The sequence below is a fragment of the Tenacibaculum lutimaris genome (assembly GCF_003610735.1).
GTDB classification, from domain to species: domain Bacteria; phylum Bacteroidota; class Bacteroidia; order Flavobacteriales; family Flavobacteriaceae; genus Polaribacter; species Polaribacter lutimaris.
Genome location: NZ_RAQM01000008.1, coordinates 24,603 through 42,669 on the forward strand (window position 1 = coordinate 24,603; position 18,067 = coordinate 42,669).

An 18,067-nucleotide genomic window follows, 5' to 3' on the forward strand; every position below is an offset into this window, starting at 1 on the left:
AAATAAACTATGTTAGAACTAGCGGGGATAATTATACTAGGAATTTTAGCCCAATGGGTAGCTTGGAGATTTAAAATTCCAGCAATTTTACCTTTAATTTTAATTGGACTACTTGTAGGGCCAATTGCAGCAGAATTTTTTAATGAAGATGGAAGTAAATGGATAGAACCCGTTTGGAATGGTGAAAAAGGATTATTTCCTGGTGATGGTTTATATTACTTTGTGTCATTATCTATTAGTATCATTCTTTTTGAAGGAGGTTTAACTTTAAGAAGGGGTGAAATAAAAAATATAGGCCCCGTAATTACTAAACTTATAACTTTAGGAGCCGCAGTTACCTTTTTTGGAGGCGCTATTGTTGCACATTATGTGTTTGGTTTAGGTTGGGAGTTATCCTTTTTATTTTCAGGGTTAATTATTGTTACAGGTCCAACTGTTATAACCCCAATTTTAAGAAATATACCATTAAAGAAAGATGTTTCAGCAGTTTTAAAGTGGGAAGGTATTTTAATTGATCCTATTGGAGCTTTAGTAGCCGTACTTGTTTTTGAGTTTATTAGTGTTGGAGGAGGTGCTGGTTTTACGCAAACCGCCTTATTAGAATTCTTAAAAATTATATTATTCGGAACTACTTTTGGGTTCACATTTGCTCATGCTTTAATTTTTGTTATTAATAAAAAATGGGTACCTCATTATCTGCTAAATGTTGTTTCTTTATCTACTGTTTTATTAGTATTTGTTGAATCAGAATTATTTGCTCATGAATCAGGGCTATTAGCTGTTGTGGTTATGGGAATGGTACTGGGTAATAGTAAGTTAAAAAACTTAAAAGAAATTTTATACTTTAAAGAATCGCTAAGTGTATTATTAATTTCCATATTATTTATCTTATTATCAGCAAACATTGATTATAAAGAATTAATGCTTTTATACGATTGGAAAACATTACTACTATTTGCATTAATCGTCTTTGTTATACGTCCTATAGCGGTATTTTTAAGTACATCAAAATCCAATTTAAAAACTAACGAAAAACTATTTATTAGTTGGGTAGGACCAAGAGGTATCGTTGCTGCAGGTATTGCTTCGTTATTTGGAAGTAAACTATTAAAACAAGGAATAGAAGGTGCTGAATATATTACTCCGTTAGTATTTATGATTGTGTTAGGAACGGTATTGTTGAATGCAACTACAGCACGATTATTTGCGAAAATAGTAGGTGTATTTTTAAAGCGATCTAATGCGATTATGATTGTAGGAGCATCTGATGTAGCTAGGTTAATAGCTAAATATTTAAAAGATAACAAACGAAGAGTAGTTTTAATTGATGCTAACAATGAAAATGTAGAGAAAGCAAAAGCAGAAGGTTTAGAGTCGTTAGAAGTAAATATTTATGACGAAGAGCTTACTGATAATATTGAGTTGAATGATGTAGGTTATTTAGTAGCTATGACAGGAAGTGATTCAATAAACAAGTATGTAATTTCAAACTTTTCATCAATTTTTGGTGAACAAGGCGCTTATCGTTTAGCTACATCACAAGAAGTAATTACAAAAGATTACGAAGATGAAGATCATCTATTTACAATTGAAGATGATTATATCAATATAATGGAAGCCGTAAGAGAGTTTCCAGAAATTCATGAAACTCCAGTAAACTCAGTTCAAGAGTATAAGACTAAAATAGAGAAAATACATAATGAAATTAAGTCTATTCCTATTCTAGTTAAAAATAAAAACACGAATGAAATTTTGTTAATTTCTGAGTTTGAGCATGATGTAAAGAAAATTGAAGGTTGGATAGTTGTTTATTTGGGAAAAAACCTAAACATCTAAACCAAAAGTACTTTTCAGTTTTTCAAGTAACGGATTTTTTTCTTTGAGTTTGTCATACTTCTCTTGAGGAGTATAGGCAAACTTTTTTTCTATAGTTTCGTTAACTTTTACATTAATTTGTATTCCGTAATTATTAAGTTTTTCACGTAAAAATCGTAATAATTTTGGTTTTCCTTTTTCTAATTGTGATTTCATTAAATCACTAGGTACAGCAAATATGATGGTAAAATCTTCTTGTAACTTAGGTTCGTCAGAGGCTATAATAGCCGCCATACTTTGTTCTCCTAAACGTTGTAGTTGAAAGTAGTACTTTTTCCAAGCATCTTTCAACTCATCAAGAGAAAAAGGTGTTTTAGGGTGATTATCATAGTTTTCTTCTTCATCTAAATTTACTTTAACATCTTTCTTTTGATGCAAGCTTTTTAAAGATAAAGCAGAAGTACGACGTTTAATATTCTTTAAAGTCGGCTTTGGAGTCTCATTAGTAGTAACAACTGGTTTTTCTTGAACCTTTTGTGGGGTACTAACAACAGAGGTAGCAGATTTTACCTCAGTTTTTTTAACTGAAGGAGATAAAGAAGTAAAAAATGTAGCAGGAATTATGTAGTTGCTAGATTTTTTTTTTGCTCCATCAAAAGTGATAGAGGCAATTTGCATTAAAGTAAGTTCTACCAATAAGCGTTGGTTTTTACTTCCTCGATATTTTAAATCGCAATCGTTTGCCTTATCTATTGCAGGCATTAAAAACTGCATGCTTGCTTTTGTTGCTTGTTCTAAATATCGTTTCTTAGTATTATCACCAACTTCTAATAAAGCAATAGTTGCTTGATCTTTGGCAACTAACAAGTCTCTAAAATGAGAAGCTAAACCATTAATAAAGTGATGTCCTTCAAACCCTTTACTTAATACTTCATTAAAAGCCATTAAGACTTCTGGAATTTTATTAGCTAATAATAAATCGGTAATGTTAAAATACACATCGTAGTCTAACACATTTAAGTTTTGGGTAACCGCTTCACGTGTTAAGTTATTACCAGAGAAACTTACAACCCTATCAAAAATAGAAAGTGCATCACGCATTGCACCGTCAGCTTTCTGAGCAATTACATGTAAAGCATCATCTTCAGCAGTAATATTTTCTTTGGCGCAAATTGTTTTTAAATACTCTTTAGCATCTAAAACACCAATACGCTTAAAATCGAAAATTTGACATCGAGATAAAATCGTTGGTATAATTTTATGCTTTTCGGTAGTTGCTAAAATAAAAATAGCATGTGCTGGCGGTTCTTCTAAAGTCTTTAAAAAAGCATTAAAAGCAGCCTGAGAAAGCATATGAACCTCGTCAATAATATACACTTTGTATTTACCCGTTTGAGGTGGAATTCGAACTTGATCGGTAAGGTTACGAATGTCGTCAACCGAGTTGTTTGAAGCAGCATCTAATTCAAAAATATTAAAAGCAAAATCTTCATCATCTGTAGTTGCATCTTCTTGGTTAATGCGTTTAGCCAAGATACGAGCACATGATGTTTTACCAACTCCACGAGGTCCTGTAAACAATAAAGCCTGTGCTAAATGGTTATTTTGTATAGCATTTTCTAACGTATTGGTGATGGCTTGTTGCCCTACCACATCCGCAAAATTTTGAGGACGATATTTACGTGCTGATACTATAAAATGCTCCATTAAAACTTTATCTTTATCTTTATATGAACAAAAATAGAAAACGCAACGGCAACACGCAAACAAAACTATTAAGGAAATATTAAAGTTGTAAACAATTGTAAAAAAAGAAATCCTAATACGACAAAGACAATATAAATGATAAACTTATGAAGATAGTAAAACTAGTAACAATATTAGTAGTCCTTTTTTTAATGGCTATTTTATGGAGTTTTTCTTTAGAAAATGAAGATCAACAGAATTCAGATATAAAACAAGAACAGAGAGGCACTAGAGTAGCATACTTTGCCAGTGGTTGTTTTTGGTGTGTTGAAGCAATTTTTGAAAGTGTAAATGGTGTAGAGGAAGTAATATCTGGATATGCAGGAGGTCATACTGAAAATCCAACCTATAAAGTTGTAGGAAGAGGTAGGACTGGACATGCAGAAACAGTAGCAGTGTATTACAAACCAGAAATAGTTAGTTTTCAAACATTGGTAACTGTTTTCTTTGGTTCACATGACCCAACTACGAAAAACGGACAACATCCAGATTATGGGTCACAGTATAGGTCAATAGCGTTTCATAAAACAAAAGAAGAGAAGCAGATAATAGATAAGACTATTAAAAGGCTAAATAAAGATGTTTATGACGGAAAAATAGTTACAGAGGTTAAAAAGATTAAGAAGTTTTATCCGGCAGAGGAGTACCATCAAAACTTTAAACGTTTGAATCCAGAACATCCGTATGTAAAAAAAGTGTCAGTTCCTAGGTTGAATCGTTTTAAACATAAGTTTCCGGAATTGCTTAAAAAAAGAAAAGACGGGTAACTTTATTAAGTTAAAGTTTGTTTATATAAAAGCTCCCCAGTAATATTATTACTGGGGAGTTATTTTTTGATTAAATAGTGAAATTTATTCCTAAAACAATATTTCTACCAGGGTTAAAGATGTTATCAGGTTTTAACCTTGATAAGTGATTAATATATTTCTTATCAAATAAATTATTTACAGTTAATGATGTTGTAAAGGTATACTTGCTAATTAGTATATCACCACCTACACCTAAATTAACAAGGTTATAAGCAGGAGTAGCTGTTTCAAATTCACTAATATTATCTTGTTTAAAATATGAGTGTAAGCTTACAGAAGCATATCCATTTGGTAACCATTTTTCGTTAGAAAATTCAGTTCTTAGCGTATTTTTTAACGTGTTAGCAGGAATTAACGGTAAATAGTTACCATTATCTTGTTTTCCAATAACCATTTCAAAACTACTTTCTAAATGTAACCAATCAAGAGGGTGAGGGTGTAAATGAAAACCAAATTCACCACCATACAATTTAGCATTTTCTTGTAAGTAAGTGTAAACAGGGGCACTATCCTCAACTTCACCAGTAGGAGATAAATAAATATAATCGTTTAATTTATTGTAAAATCCGTTTGCGAATAATTCAAAGTGTTCAGAATTGTAATCTAAAGATAAGTCAAACTGTAAGTTTTTCTCGTTAACTAGGTTGTTGTTACCAACTTCAAAACGATTTGTACCATGATGTACTCCGTTAGAAGTTAATTCAGCAAGGTTTGGGGCTCTAAATCCACTAGCTACATTAAAGCGAGAAGTTATAGTGTTAAAAAGCATAGTTTTTGCTCCGAAAGAAGCGGTAAAACTATTGTAAGATTTATCTATAGCTTCAAAAACGTGTATTTCATCTTCATGAGCTACTTCGTGTCGTTCTGTAGTAATTCCTCTATTATCGTAACGAATTCCGGCTTGTAAAGAAGTATTGTCATTCCATTCGAAATTAGCAGTAGTAAATACACCAAAATCGTTTACAGTTGCATTCGGAATTAACAATTCTTCACCAAAGTTTGTATTGGTTTGATGCAACCCTTGTACTCCTAATAAAACTTCAAATTTTCCGAATTTAGGAAGGTGGTATTTAGTATTGTAGCTAAAAGTTTTTAGCTTCATATCTAAAGCAGCTTCAGCTTCTTCATGCTCTTCGTGCTCTTCTTCAGTTTCACCTTCTGCATGATCGTGATGTTCTTCAAACTCTTGACGATTATTAATCGTGTACCCTAAATCGATGTCTAATTTTGAGTTTTTAAAGAAAACATGATTATGTAAGCTAATAATATGATTATCGATGTCTTGATACGGAGTTTCTAAGTGAGTTTCTTTAGTTTGTTCACCAATTCCTTCAGTTAACCCTAATTTAGAGTTATTGAAGTTATAACGTAATTCAGAAGAGAAGTTTTTTTCATGAAAACCAATACCTAGTTTTAAATCTTTTTCATTAAAACGAGTATTTGTAACTCTGTAATCAGGTGTTTTATAGTCTGCATGTTGTGCATAGGTACCTCTAGCTAAAAATTGCCAATTTTTTAAAGAAGATTTAAAACCAAGAGAAGTATTTGTACCTAAAGTATTGCTAAAATAACGTTGACTAACATTTAGTTTTGTAGTATTTTCTGGAACAAATTTTTCTGGTTGAATGTATAAAACACCACCCAAAGCATCAGAACCATATAAAAGAGAGGCAGGGCCTTTAATAACTTCAACACCGGCAACACCAGCATCGTTAATTCCTAAACCGTGTTCACCACCAAATTGTTGGTTTTCTAATCGAATTCCTTGTGTGTAAACCAATACTCTGTTTCCACTTAAACCTCTAATAACAGGCTTTCCAATAGATGTACCTGTAGAAACTTGGGAAACTCCAGCAATATTGGTAATTCCTTCAGAAAGTGTTGTAGCACCTGTTTTTTGAATAGCTCTAGCCGAAAGACGTTCAACTTTCATTACGTTTTCAGACTGTAATTTGTTGAAAGGGGTAGAGATAATAACTTCATCAATTTTAAAAACTGATTCTTCTAATTGTACATCAAAAGAAATATTTTTATTGTTAAAAATAAACTCTTTAGCTATTGTTTTAAATCCTAAAAAAGAAAAGTTAAAAGTTACTTTTCCGTTAGGAATGTTTTGTAGGTTGTATGTACCATCTTCATTGGTAATGGTTCCTTTATGTAATTGGTCAGAGTATATTTCAACTCCTAAAAGAGGTTGGTTATTAGTATCTGTAATTTTTCCTGATAAGCTGTTTTGTGCATATACAGCAGATATTCCTATAAAAAATAGGAAATTAATAATTGTCTTCATTAAAAATGAATTTTACTGTTTTAACGATAATTTTGTTGGTTGTTTGTTGCAAACGTTTAAGATACAGTAAAATAAGGGGGTGCTCTTGAAGATTTTTTATCAGTATATACAAATGAGATTAACTGTGGTTGTGTGTTGTAATCTAATTTGTAGAAATGTTGTGGAATTACCGCATAGTTTTCTACGGTTTGATACGTAAATGTACTGAATTGAAAATGAGCAAGAGAACAATCAAGCTCTTGTGCGTGATAGTGTTGCTCATCAATAGAAGTACATACAACATGCTCGTGATTTTCAAATAAGTGTATTGTTGCTATTACCGTAGGTAATAACAACATGAATATACTGAGTACAGCAATATGTTTTTTGAATTGAGCCACTGGCAGCAAAAATAGAAAAAATAAAAAAACCGATAGCAATAAGGCTATCGGTTTTTATTTTATGTAATCATAATATTTTCTTAACTCTTCTTTGAATTACCTCTCATTTTCATGTTTAGCATTTCTACAAGAAGCGAAAAAGTAATAGCAAAATATAAATATCCTTTAGGAATTGCACCCACTGATTGTCCGAAAACAACTGTGTGAGATAAATGCGCACTTTCTGTAATTAGCATAAACCCAATTAAAATTAAAAAGGATAAAGCTAACATTTGAATTGTAGGATGTTTGTTTACAAAATTACTGATAGGAGTAGCAAACATTAACATAATTAATATTGATACAACCACAGCAATAATCATAATAGTTAAGGCTCCTTGTATTCCGTTTGTCATACCTACAGCTGTTAACACAGAATCAAAAGAGAAAACAATATCAATTAATACTATTTGAGTTACAACATTTAGTAAAGTAACTCTCTTTTTAGAGTTGTTAGAAGCATGTGCTTCATCTCTTCCTTCAACTTTATGGTGAATCTCACTAGTACTTTTGTATAGTAAAAATATACCTCCGGCAAATAAAATTAAGCTTTGACCTGTAACACCTACTTGTAACCAAGATAAATCAATATTCCAGATTGGATCTTTCATGCTAATTAAATAAGAAACTCCTAGTAAAAGAAGAATTCTAAAAATCATTGCTAAAAGAAGACCTATTCGAGTGGCTTTTTTTTGCTGATGTTCTGGTAACTTATTAGATGCAATAGAAATAAAGATAATATTATCAATACCTAATACAACTTCTAAAAAAGTTAGAGTTAGTAAGGCAACCCAGGTATCAGCCTGTAAGAAAATTTCCATAGTTAATTTACTTTATAAACAGTTCCTTCTTGTTTAAAATTAGAGTAACCAATTCTTGCAGTAAAAGTATAAGAACTATCAGTTACTTTAGTTATTTGAACAAATATAGGATCTTTATCTAAATCAGTTTTTGGGCTTTTCATTCGCAAGGTATATGCGAAGTTATTTTTCCACTTGATGTAAAGCGTATCTACGTGTTTTATTTCTTTTTCAGTAACTAAACTGTCAGTTGAAATACTTACTTTTTTAGTATACTCTTCAATTTGGATACTATCTTTTCTTACGATAGTTGTTTTTCCGTAGCTGTCACCAGCAGGAATTTCAAAGGTTCCGTGAACAAAACGTGTAGGATCTCCTTTTTTCTCTGGAGTACACGAAATAGCTAAAAATAAAACTAAAAAAGTAAGTAAATATCTCATTATATACCTGTGTAATTAGATGGTGTAATTTGTTTTAACTCGTTTTTAATCGCATCAGAAACTTCTAGAGTATCAATAAAATTAGCGATAGAATCTTTGTTTATTTTTTCGTTGGTGCGTGTTAATCCTTTTAACGCTTCGTATGGATTAGGGTACGCTTCACGACGTAAAATTGTTTGAATAGCCTCAGCAACTACTGCCCAGTTATTTTCTAAATCTTCAGCAAATTTAGCTTCGTTTAATAATAACTTGTTTAATCCTTTCAACGTAGAAGCAAAACCGATTAAGGTATGTCCAAAAGGAACTCCAACGTTACGTAATACCGTGCTATCAGTTAAATCACGTTGTAATCTTGAAACTGGTAACTTAGCAGATAAATGCTCAAAAATTGCATTGGCAATACCTAAGTTCCCTTCAGAGTTTTCAAAATCGATAGGATTTACTTTATGTGGCATTGCAGATGAACCTACTTCACCTTTTTTAATCTTTTGTTTGAAGTAGTCGTTAGAAACGTACGTCCAAACATCGCGATCTAAATCAATTAAAATTGTATTTACACGCTTTAATCCGTCGTATAAAGCTGCCATGTGATCGTAGTGCTCAATTTGCGTAGTAGGGAAGGAGTGGTGTAAACCTAACACTTCTTCAACGAAATGAGTACCGAAGTTTTTCCAGTCGATATCTGGATACGCTACTTTGTGTGCATTGTAATTACCTGTAGCTCCACCAAACTTCGCAGCATGTGGTGTATGTTGTATGTGAATAACTTGATTGTTAATACGTTCTACAAATACAAAAAACTCTTTTCCTAAACGAGTAGGAGAGGCTGGTTGCCCGTGAGTTCTTGCTAACATTGGTACGTTTTCCCATTCTTCAGATAAATCAGCTAATTTGCAAACTAAGGTATCTAAAGTAGGGTAGTATACTTCTTCCATAGCATCTTTAATAGATAATGGAATAGCAGTGTTGTTAATATCTTGAGACGTTAATCCGAAGTGGATAAATTCTTTATATTTCTGTAAGCTTAAAGCGTCAAACTTTTCTTTAATAAAGTACTCAACAGCTTTTACATCGTGATTGGTAACGCTTTCAATTTCTTTGATTTTTAAAGCATCTTCAGCAGAAAAATCTTCATAAATTTTACGTAACTCAGCGTATAAATCTTTGTTGAAATCGGCTAATTGAGATAATGGAATTTCACATAAAGCAATGAAATACTCAATTTCTACTTTTACACGATATTTAATTAAAGCTTCTTCTGAAAAATAGTTCGCTAAGCTTGCTACTTTGTTACGGTATCTACCATCAATAGGAGAGATGGCGTTTAATTCTGTTAAGTTCATGTTTTGTTGTTGTGTTGAAAGGCACAAAAATAGAAAATACTTCCCTTTTTTTAGAGATAAACTACAGGAATTTTAGTACTAAATAAAAGCAATCTCATTTAGGGACAAAGAAGTATGCCGTTGTGTTAACAGAGCATGCCGTACTATCAGCGAGCTTCACTAAGCTTTCCTCACAGATATGTATATACAATAAAGTGTGGTTTACCGTATGATATGAACTATAAAAGTACTTTGGTTTAAAAAAGTATAAAATGTACTTGTTTTTTACCTCAGTTCTTTGTTGTGGGTATGTGCTTAATTACTTCTGTTGTTTTCTTAATGATTCAATTGCTTGTTCAATTCCAGATTCAGTTTTATTTTTACTCCACTCATCCCAAAAATTAACTGTAGCACTATCAGGTTGAATCACTGGTTTGTCTATTATTACTCTGCTAGGAAGCAAACACGCATCCCCTACAATTAGAGCTTCTCCAACATCCAATATTGGTAACATATCCGAAAAGCCACCAAGATTATCAGGGAACAATTTCTTTATTACATTTTGATCGTCTGGATTTGTTAATCTCATAGCAACAAAATTTCCACATTGGCTAAGAATAGTTTTATTAACATCTGAAGGTCTCTGACTTATAACAACTAAAGAAACTCCATATTTTCTTCCTTCTTTGGCGATACGTTCAAAACTTTGTAATCCTTTTTCTTCAATACCTCCTTTAAGATTAGCAGGAATATATAAATGTGCTTCATCACAAAATATGGCAATCGGATGTCTTTTTTCTATTTCCATCCATTGTTGAATTGAAAATATTAGCCTACCAATTAAACCAGTTATTAGAGGAAGTATATCAGAAGGCACTTCTGAAAAATCTATAATTTTTAATCCTTTATTATTTCCGAAATCTAATAAGTTTTTGATAAGAGAAATAAACCAATCGTATTGAAGTAATTCATCTTCTGAATTAAATATAAAGTTTAATCTTTTATCTGCTTGTTTACTTTTTAATCTTTGAATAAATCGAGTAAGCTTTTTAGCTAAAGGTCCATCTCTACCTGCTTTACTTGAGGAATAATCTCTTTCTGTATCTAATTCTTGAAGCGAGGTTAATACATCACTGATTTTGTAAGGAATAGGGCTTTCAACAGTGAAGTTATTCAAAACATCCTGTTGGTCTTCTTCTTCAAGTTTCTCTTTTTTGTATTTTATTATTAAATCAAATAATGCTCTTGATTGATTTGGTGCGTTACTATCACTTCTGTCTAAAAGCATTGATTCAATTTCCTCATAGGATAAAAGCCAATAAGGTAGAAACATTACATTTTCATCTGTTGGTTTATCAGAAGGACCAGCAATTTTTAATAATGTTGTGTTTTCTAATTTAGCTAAAGGCTTGTATTCACCATGTAAATCGAAGATGACACTATTAATAGATTTTAATTTAGTTGCTTTTTCTAAAACATTTGCTACTGTCCATGATTTACCAGAGCCAGTTCCTCCAACAATTACTGCATGTCTTTGAAAGAATTTATTTCCATCAAGGTTTGCGTCAGATTCTTCTGCAATAGTATACTTTCCAATTTTAAGTGGATTTTCGCTATTAGAGGAAATAATATTCATAAAAGTAGAAAGGTCATTTCCTTGGAGTAAAAAACAATCTGCATTAATACTTGGTACAGTGTTTAATGTTCGTTTAAAAATATTTTTTTCAGACCCTATTTTCTCTATTAAAGTACCTACTAGATTTACCTTGATTAGGTTTTCTATTATAAAATCAGGTTCGGAATTTTCATCAATTTTATCGGCAATACCTTTTCGTATTATTTTAGAAATCAAGCCAATTATTTTTTCACCAGTTTTTGTAGAGCGAATTTGTACAATTTGATTTATTTGAACATTATTAAGAAACTCTTCTTTATCAACCTCTATTGATACATTTCCTGTGTCAACACTTTGTACTTTTCCAATTAAAAAATCTGTTTCCATAAATTATAATATTTCCATGAATTTATTTAGTTGCCAAAAATCACCTTGGATAATCTTTTCTATTTTTTCTGTTGAGTTACTTTCTTTGTAAATTACTCTAGTTTTACCTATTTCAGCTTCTTCAAACAAGATATATTTTTTCGCATTTTCCAACTCTTTGAAGGTGTTTGAAGTGATTTCTTTTGTTATTAAAACAAGAGGCACTCCTTTTTTTATATTGGCTTGAATTTTTGGAGTTAGATGCTTGTCATTAAAACCAAAACCTATCACAAGAAAACTTAATGTATCATTGATTAGGATATCGGATTTTTGAATTAGTTCTCTGTAGGGTGTATTGTAGGTCTCCTCAAATTTGTTTTTACTTGGAACAACAATTTGCGGTGCCTCTGTCGTTATTTGATTTGACAAATATCTAATTTCTCCATTTACATTAAACCAATTTAAAGAACCATGTACTTTAACAATATTAACAATATTCTTGTTTTGAAAGTTTGTTTCATCAAATGCGGATAAAGTTTTGCCTTCAAATCCATCTGTAAAGCAAATGTTTTCATAAGCTAATAAATGCTCTAAAACTCTATCGTAATTTGTTGTAACAATGTTTAATATTTTGGGGTGTGTTTCAATGAATTTTTCAATTAGTAGTTTAATACCATTAAAAGTATCAGTTTCATTAGAAGTAATTTTTTTTAAAACAGACACATCTGCCTTGTTTACCTCATTCCATATTGTTTTTTTTATTTGGGGTAATTTCTCTCGATATTTATCTTTACTAAGTTCTTCTTCTAGATTATCATTTGAAGTGTCAAAATCTGTTATTTCCTTTTTTAAAGACTCGTTTAAACTCCACATACTTGGAAGTCCAAAAGAAACAGTTGCTCCCGAACCCCAAACTATTAATGGTGGATTTTTTAAGAATTTCTGAACAATTTTGAAAACTTGTTCTTCGATATCATTTTGTTTCTTCATTCAGAGCATTTTTTTTGCATTACCCACAACTATTATATATCAAACTTTAGTTGTTTTATCCGGAGAATAGTATGGGATATCGTAAAGTTTAGCAATTTTTATACGTTTTCAAATATAATAAAACTGATACTTTATCTAAAGGTAAAGTTATTAACGAGTTATAGGTATTTGTTAATTAATTATACAATTCTAGCGAACTTATTACAAAGTGTGTACAAATTCTTACGGAATTCCATAAATCAATTAATTTTTATGATTTATGAGAGGTTTTATTGAATAGTATCTTTAAAGAAGGTTTTAACGATATACCTTTCGTTTGCTAATTTTTACGTCTCCCTTTTTTTCTAAAGATTTTATGACCCGAATAACCGTTTCTACACGTAAACCTAAAATATCGGCTATTTGTTGACGTGTATAGGCTACTTTAAACGAGTACTTTCCTTGTATTTTATGCACATCGTATTTTAAATAATCAATAAAGCGGAGTACTCTATGCGCAGGCTCTTGGCTCGATATTTCGGAAGCAATTATAGCTTTGTAGTACAAACGTTTAGCTAAACTTTGGGTGATTTTTAAGTGAATTTCAGGGTTATCTTGCAGTAATTTAAACAAATCACTTTTAGCTAAAGTTAGAATTGTACTATCAGAAATTGCCACCGCATTGGCAGGATACTTTACATCTATAAATAAGGGTGGTTCGCCAAAACTTTGGTTTTTATAAAATATCCCTTGAATAAACTCTTTACCATCATCATTAAAATTATTCATTTTTACAGCACCACTTACTATTTGGTAGTAGTAGTGTGCGGTTTGTTTTTCAGAAAAAATAATTTCGTCTTTTTGAAAACTTTTGGTTTCAGCGTGGTATTTTAATAAGAGTTCTTCTGGAATCATTATGATTTAAGTCATAAATTGCAATAGCATAAAGATATACTTTTGTAGTGTATTTGAACAACGATTTGTAAATGGATAAAAGAGACATAGAAAATAGAGAAGATGTGTATACATTAGTATCAACCTTTTATAATGATAAAATTAGAAAGGATGATTTTATAGGTCCTATATTTTTAAAAACAATCCCAGAAGAAACCTGGGAACCTCATTTACAAAAGCTCACCGATTTTTGGGAAACGAATTTGTTTTTTGTTAGAAAGTTTAAAGGAAACCCAATGAAAGCACACAAAGATGTAGATAGAGATTTTGAGTATTCTATTTATCAAGAGCATTTTGGACGCTGGCTACAATTGTGGTTTGAAACCGTAGACGAACTTTTTGACGGAACAAAAGCACATGAAGCGAAAGAAAGAGCACGAAACATAGCCTCTATGCTCTTTTTTAGAATGTTTGAAGCTAAGCCTACAACTACGACATAGTAAAATCTATCGTATTAATTAGTGTAAATACTTTTCTATGGTTATATTTAGTAGTCACTAATAATTGTCTTAATTAAGTTTATTTGGTTTATAACTAGTTATTTATGATTAAAGTCATAAGTGAAAATAAAGAAAAGGCCTTTTTATTTGTTAGATATTTTTATCTTCACATACTAAAATAAGCTGAGTGGAGTCGATAACTATAATTTACATTGTATTAGCCGTATTAATAAGCGTAGCCATTGCTTTTTTTCAATATTTCTATAAGGTAAATAGAACTCCGAAAGTACATATCATACTTTTTAGCTTAAAGGCACTAAGTCTCTTTTTAATAGGGTTGCTATTGATTAATCCGAAGATAACAACTCTTGAAACAGAAAACATAAAACCTGTGTTATCTGTATTGGTAGATAATTCGCTGTCTACTCAGTTTTTCAAAGAAGAACAAAATGTTAAAAATGTACTGTCAGAAATTCAAAAGGAAGAAGCTATTCAAGATAAATTTGATGTACAGTATTTTTCTTTTGACAAAGAGGTAAGTGTTTTAGATACATTGTCTTTTTCTGGAGTTCAAACGAATATATCAAAAGCGATTACTGCTGTTAATGAGTTGAATAAAGGGAAGGTTTCGACAACGATTTTAGTAACCGATGGAAATCAAACCCAAGGAAATGATTACGAATTTACCACATCAACAAACAAAATATTTCCAATAATTGTAGGTGATACGACACAGTATCAAGACATACAAATAGCTCAGTTAAACGTAAATAAATACAGCTATTTACAAAATAAGTTTCCAGTTGAAGCTTTGCTGTATTACGAAGGAAAAGATAAAGTAAATGCTACTTTTTCTATTCTTCAAAATGGGCAAAAAGTGTTTTCTAAACAATTAGAGTTTTCTCCTAATAATCCAGCACAAACAGTTACCGCTAACCTGTTGTCTAAAACAAAAGGATTACAGTATTATGCGGCGTCAATTAGTAAAATAAGTAATGAAAAAAATACGAAGAACAACTATAAAAGCTTTTCAGTAGAAGTTTTAGATGAGCAAACTAAGGTTTTATTATTAGGTTCTTTTTTACATCCTGATTTAGGAGCTTTGAAAAAAGCTATTGAAAGTAACAAGCAACGCAAGGTTGATATTTCATTAATTTATGATAAAAACATAAAATTTGACGACTATCAGTTATATGTGTTGTATCAGCCTACTAGTTATTTTAAAAATGTATTTGATAAAATAAATTCAAATTATTTAATCATAACAGGAACAAAAACAGATTGGAATTTTATCAACCGTCAAAATTTAGGAGTTCAAAAGAAAGTAATTAATCAAAAAGAAGAGTATAGTGCTCTTTACAATGCTGATTTTTTACCTTTTTTACAAGAAAATATTGGTTTTGACCATTTTCCTCCGCTACAAGATAAGTTTGGAGAGGTACAGTTGAAAAATGAAGCACAAAATTTATTATATCAGAAATTTGCGGGAGTAGAAACCACACAACCATTGCTGTCTACTTTTGAAGAAAACGACAAGAAATATGCTATGTTATTTGGTGAAGGTATTTGGAAATGGAGAGCATCAAGTTTTTTAAAAGAACAAAATTTTGAAAGTTTTGATAGCTTTATAGGAAATTTAGTACAGTATTTAGCTTCTAATAAAAAGCGAAAACGATTAGAAGTCACTTCTGAACGCTTATATCCAGCAAATGCTCCTATCACTATTTCTGCTTTTTATGTTGATAAAAACTATCAATTTGATAACAGAGCTAATTTAGAAATAACCTTAACAAATAAAGAAACAAAGGAGCAAAAGAAGTTGCCATTTTCGTTAGTTAACAATTCCTATCAAGTATCAGTAGAAGGATTGATGTCAGGGGAATACACCTACAAAGTTTCTGTTGCAAATCAAAATATTACAAGTAATGGGCAGTTCAAAATTACTGATTATCAAATAGAGGAGCAGTTTACGAATGCAAATCAAAAAAAGTTGCAGGCTTTAGCTTCTAAAACAAACGGAGTAGTTTTCTATCCGAATACAATAAATCAATTATTACAAGATTTGGTAAATGATAAAACGTACTATACCACACAAAAGTCAATTACTAAAGAACAAAATTTAATCGACTGGAAATGGATTTTATTTTTAGTAGTTGCTTTTTTAAGTATTGAGTGGTTTATCAGAAAATACTATGGTAAAATTTAAGAAACCAATTAATATAAATTGGTTTTTGCTAGATTCTTGTCGAAATTTGTATCAAAAGAAAAAAATATGAGATTTCACACACGTAAATGGGTAAAACCAGAAGATTTAAATCCTAACGGAACCCTTTTTGGAGGTAGGCTATTACAATGGATTGATGAAGAAGTAGCATTATATGCTATTATTCAGTTAGAAATTCCAAAAACAGTAACCAAGTTTATGTCTGAAATAAATTTTGTTAGTTCAGCAAAACAAGGAGATATTATTGAAATAGGAATTGATGTAGTAAAGTTTGGAACAACGTCTATCACCTTAAGTTGTGAGGTTCGTAATAAGATTACTAGAAAAACAATTATTGCAATTGATAAGATTATCATGGTAAGTTTAGATGAAGAAGGGAAACCTTTAGCCCATGGTAAGAGTAAGATTGAATATGTTAAAGATAGGTTAGAAGAAGAGTAACATCTTTTAAATTTTATACTTTTGTATTTATAAAATTAATGTATTGAAAAATTTCTGCATCATATTATTAACTTTGTTGTTAATTGTTCCTCCAGTTCAGGCGCATACTGATGCAGTAGTTTTTGTAGATGAAACCGAAGCTCATTTTGATGCACTAAATGAGGAACATCAACATGAACATCATCAAAATGATACAGAAGAAGAAAAAAATAAAGAACACCATCATCATTGTACGATGGTGAATCTTACGGCAGAATTTGTGCCTGTTGAATATTTCTTCGAAATTATTCCTTTTTTTGAAATAAGAGAAACAATTGGTTTTTACCAAATTCCTTATAATTTTTCTTTCTTAAATGGGGTTTTCCAGCCACCTAGAGTTTAAATTAATTATTTAGTATTCGCTTTCAAAAAAGAAAGCTTCTAAGCATCTTTTTAGATAAAGGGATGTCTTCTTACATATAATTAATTTAAAAATAACACATGTTAAAAAATATAATAGTAGCAGTAGTTCTTATGCTATCTGCAATTAAAATAACTGCACAAAACTCAGTAGAGTTTAAAGTAATTTCTGATGAAAAAGAGGCTATAGTAGGTGCTTCAGTTTATATGAAGAACACAACTATTGGGGCAGAAACCAACTTAGATGGAATTGCAATTATAAATAATATTCCTGACGGAAAACAAACCTTTGTAGTATCGTTTATAGGTTTTGAAACGATAGAAAAAACAATTCAATTTCCTACTTCAAAAAAACAAATAATTATTGAGCTTCATGAAAATGAAGAAACGCTAGATGCTGTTGTAATACAATCAACAAGAAGTAAAAGAGCAATTGCTGAAATTCCGACTAGAATAGAGGTAGTAGGAGCTGAAGAATTGGGTGAAAAAGCGGTTATGAATTCAGCAAATATAGCCATGGTTTTACGTGAAAGTACAGGGATACAAATGCAGCAAACATCTGCAAATTCAGCCAATCAAAGTATACGTATTCAAGGGTTAGATGGTCGGTTTACACAACTGTTAAAAGATGGTTTTCCTTTATTTGGAGGTTTTTCTAGTGGGTTGAGTATTATGCAAATACCACCATTAGATTTACAACAAGTAGAAATTATTAAAGGAAGTTCATCTACCTTATATGGTGGAGGTGCGATTGCTGGTTTGGTGAATTTGGTGTCTAAAAAACCAAAAGACGAACGAGAAATTAGCCTAATGTTCGATCAAACTTCTCGTAACGGAAGTACTTTAAATGCTTTTTATAGCGAACGTTTCAATAAATTTGGAGTTAGCTTGTACGGATCTGTAAATAGGCAGCAAGCTATCGATGTAAATGACGATCATTTTTCTGATATTCCAAAAGTGAGAAGTTTTAGTATCAATCCGTCATTATTTTATTATCCAAATGAAAAAGAAGAGTGAC

The 18,067-nt window shown here is 31.0% G+C and carries 16 protein-coding genes; 7 read left to right on the forward strand and 9 right to left on the reverse strand.

Annotation, left to right across the window (positions count from 1 at the left end; genetic code table 11):
• The first annotated feature begins 9 nt into the window (after positions 1-9).
• Positions 10-1,836, forward strand: coding sequence for a cation:proton antiporter (locus C8N26_RS06535; RefSeq protein WP_028892715.1), 1,827 nt, complete (start codon positions 10-12; stop codon positions 1,834-1,836).
• Here C8N26_RS06535 and dnaX read toward each other — a convergent pair.
• Entirely contained in the window at positions 1,825-3,522 is a 1,698-nt protein-coding gene (gene dnaX, locus C8N26_RS06540) for a DNA polymerase III subunit gamma/tau (RefSeq protein WP_120186565.1), read from the reverse strand. The genes C8N26_RS06535 and dnaX overlap by 12 nt on opposite strands.
• A gap of 146 nt (positions 3,523-3,668) precedes the next feature.
• Here dnaX and msrA point away from each other — a divergent pair, with 146 nt between their 5' ends.
• A complete protein-coding gene (gene msrA / locus C8N26_RS06545) occupies positions 3,669-4,328 on the forward strand; it encodes a peptide-methionine (S)-S-oxide reductase MsrA (protein WP_028892713.1) in 660 nt (219 codons plus the stop codon).
• A gap of 70 nt (positions 4,329-4,398) precedes the next feature.
• Here the strand turns inward: msrA and C8N26_RS06550 are convergent, their stop codons facing one another.
• From C8N26_RS06550 to C8N26_RS06585, 8 genes are all read right to left on the reverse strand, one after another.
• On the reverse strand, positions 4,399-6,660 hold the full coding sequence (locus C8N26_RS06550; RefSeq protein WP_120186567.1) for a TonB-dependent receptor: 2,262 nt from the start codon (positions 6,658-6,660) through the stop codon (positions 4,399-4,401).
• Positions 6,661-6,716: 56 nt separating this feature from the next.
• The gene (locus C8N26_RS06555) at positions 6,717-6,998 is read right to left on the reverse strand and encodes a hypothetical protein (RefSeq protein WP_170141632.1); all 282 of its coding nucleotides are present in this window, start codon (positions 6,996-6,998) and stop codon (positions 6,717-6,719) included.
• A 122-nt stretch (positions 6,999-7,120) separates the two neighbouring features.
• On the reverse strand, positions 7,121-7,900 hold the full coding sequence (locus tag C8N26_RS06560) for a TerC family protein (protein ID WP_120186570.1): 780 nt from the start codon (positions 7,898-7,900) through the stop codon (positions 7,121-7,123).
• A gap of 2 nt (positions 7,901-7,902) precedes the next feature.
• Complete coding sequence (locus C8N26_RS06565; RefSeq protein ID WP_120186572.1) at positions 7,903-8,319, reverse strand: hypothetical protein; 417 nt, start codon at positions 8,317-8,319, stop codon at positions 7,903-7,905.
• A complete protein-coding gene (gene purB / locus C8N26_RS06570; protein WP_120186573.1) occupies positions 8,319-9,662 on the reverse strand; it encodes an adenylosuccinate lyase in 1,344 nt (447 codons plus the stop codon). The genes C8N26_RS06565 and purB overlap by 1 nt, the downstream gene beginning before the upstream one ends.
• 298 nt (positions 9,663-9,960) lie before the next feature.
• Positions 9,961-11,643 (reverse strand): ATP-binding protein, encoded by a 1,683-nt coding sequence (locus tag C8N26_RS06575; protein ID WP_170141633.1) that lies wholly within the window; start codon positions 11,641-11,643, stop codon positions 9,961-9,963.
• A 3-nt stretch (positions 11,644-11,646) separates the two neighbouring features.
• Positions 11,647-12,612 (reverse strand): SIR2 family protein, encoded by a 966-nt coding sequence (locus tag C8N26_RS06580; protein WP_170141634.1) that lies wholly within the window; start codon positions 12,610-12,612, stop codon positions 11,647-11,649.
• Between the two features lie 297 nt (positions 12,613-12,909).
• Positions 12,910-13,506 carry a Crp/Fnr family transcriptional regulator gene (locus tag C8N26_RS06585; protein WP_120186575.1) on the reverse strand — a complete coding sequence of 199 codons (597 nt, stop codon included), beginning with the start codon at positions 13,504-13,506 and terminating at the stop codon, positions 12,910-12,912.
• Between the two features lie 71 nt (positions 13,507-13,577).
• On the opposite strand from C8N26_RS06585, the gene C8N26_RS06590 reads away from it, so the two are divergent.
• From C8N26_RS06590 to C8N26_RS13600, 5 genes are all read left to right on the forward strand, one after another.
• Positions 13,578-13,985 (forward strand): group III truncated hemoglobin, encoded by a 408-nt coding sequence (locus tag C8N26_RS06590; protein ID WP_120186577.1) that lies wholly within the window; start codon positions 13,578-13,580, stop codon positions 13,983-13,985.
• A gap of 187 nt (positions 13,986-14,172) precedes the next feature.
• Complete coding sequence (locus tag C8N26_RS06595; protein ID WP_120186578.1) at positions 14,173-16,191, forward strand: VWA domain-containing protein; 2,019 nt, start codon at positions 14,173-14,175, stop codon at positions 16,189-16,191.
• Between the two features lie 66 nt (positions 16,192-16,257).
• Complete coding sequence (locus C8N26_RS06600) at positions 16,258-16,650, forward strand: acyl-CoA thioesterase (protein WP_028892125.1); 393 nt, start codon at positions 16,258-16,260, stop codon at positions 16,648-16,650.
• A gap of 43 nt (positions 16,651-16,693) precedes the next feature.
• On the forward strand, positions 16,694-17,032 hold the full coding sequence (locus tag C8N26_RS06605) for a hypothetical protein (protein ID WP_147418488.1): 339 nt from the start codon (positions 16,694-16,696) through the stop codon (positions 17,030-17,032).
• A gap of 98 nt (positions 17,033-17,130) precedes the next feature.
• Complete coding sequence (locus C8N26_RS13600) at positions 17,131-18,066, forward strand: TonB-dependent receptor (RefSeq protein WP_245962534.1); 936 nt, start codon at positions 17,131-17,133, stop codon at positions 18,064-18,066.
• Position 18,067: the final 1 nt, after the last annotated feature.

Coding starts and splice junctions, on each gene's coding strand:
- C8N26_RS06535 (WP_028892715.1), top strand. CDS start 10: ATGTTAGAACTAGCGGGGATAATTATACTAGGAATTTTAGCCCAATGG.
- C8N26_RS06565 (WP_120186572.1), bottom strand. CDS start 8,319: ATGAGATATTTACTTACTTTTTTAGTTTTATTTTTAGCTATTTCGTGT.
- C8N26_RS06560 (WP_120186570.1), bottom strand. CDS start 7,900: ATGGAAATTTTCTTACAGGCTGATACCTGGGTTGCCTTACTAACTCTA.
- C8N26_RS13600 (WP_245962534.1), top strand. CDS start 17,131: ATGTTAAAAAATATAATAGTAGCAGTAGTTCTTATGCTATCTGCAATT.
- purB (WP_120186573.1), bottom strand. CDS start 9,662: ATGAACTTAACAGAATTAAACGCCATCTCTCCTATTGATGGTAGATAC.
- C8N26_RS06585 (WP_120186575.1), bottom strand. CDS start 13,506: ATGATTCCAGAAGAACTCTTATTAAAATACCACGCTGAAACCAAAAGT.
- C8N26_RS06550 (WP_120186567.1), bottom strand. CDS start 6,660: ATGAAGACAATTATTAATTTCCTATTTTTTATAGGAATATCTGCTGTA.
- dnaX (WP_120186565.1), bottom strand. CDS start 3,522: ATGGAGCATTTTATAGTATCAGCACGTAAATATCGTCCTCAAAATTTT.
- C8N26_RS06575 (WP_170141633.1), bottom strand. CDS start 11,643: ATGGAAACAGATTTTTTAATTGGAAAAGTACAAAGTGTTGACACAGGA.
- C8N26_RS06555 (WP_170141632.1), bottom strand. CDS start 6,998: ATGTTGTTATTACCTACGGTAATAGCAACAATACACTTATTTGAAAAT.
- C8N26_RS06590 (WP_120186577.1), top strand. CDS start 13,578: ATGGATAAAAGAGACATAGAAAATAGAGAAGATGTGTATACATTAGTA.
- msrA (WP_028892713.1), top strand. CDS start 3,669: ATGAAGATAGTAAAACTAGTAACAATATTAGTAGTCCTTTTTTTAATG.
- C8N26_RS06600 (WP_028892125.1), top strand. CDS start 16,258: ATGAGATTTCACACACGTAAATGGGTAAAACCAGAAGATTTAAATCCT.
- C8N26_RS06580 (WP_170141634.1), bottom strand. CDS start 12,612: ATGAAGAAACAAAATGATATCGAAGAACAAGTTTTCAAAATTGTTCAG.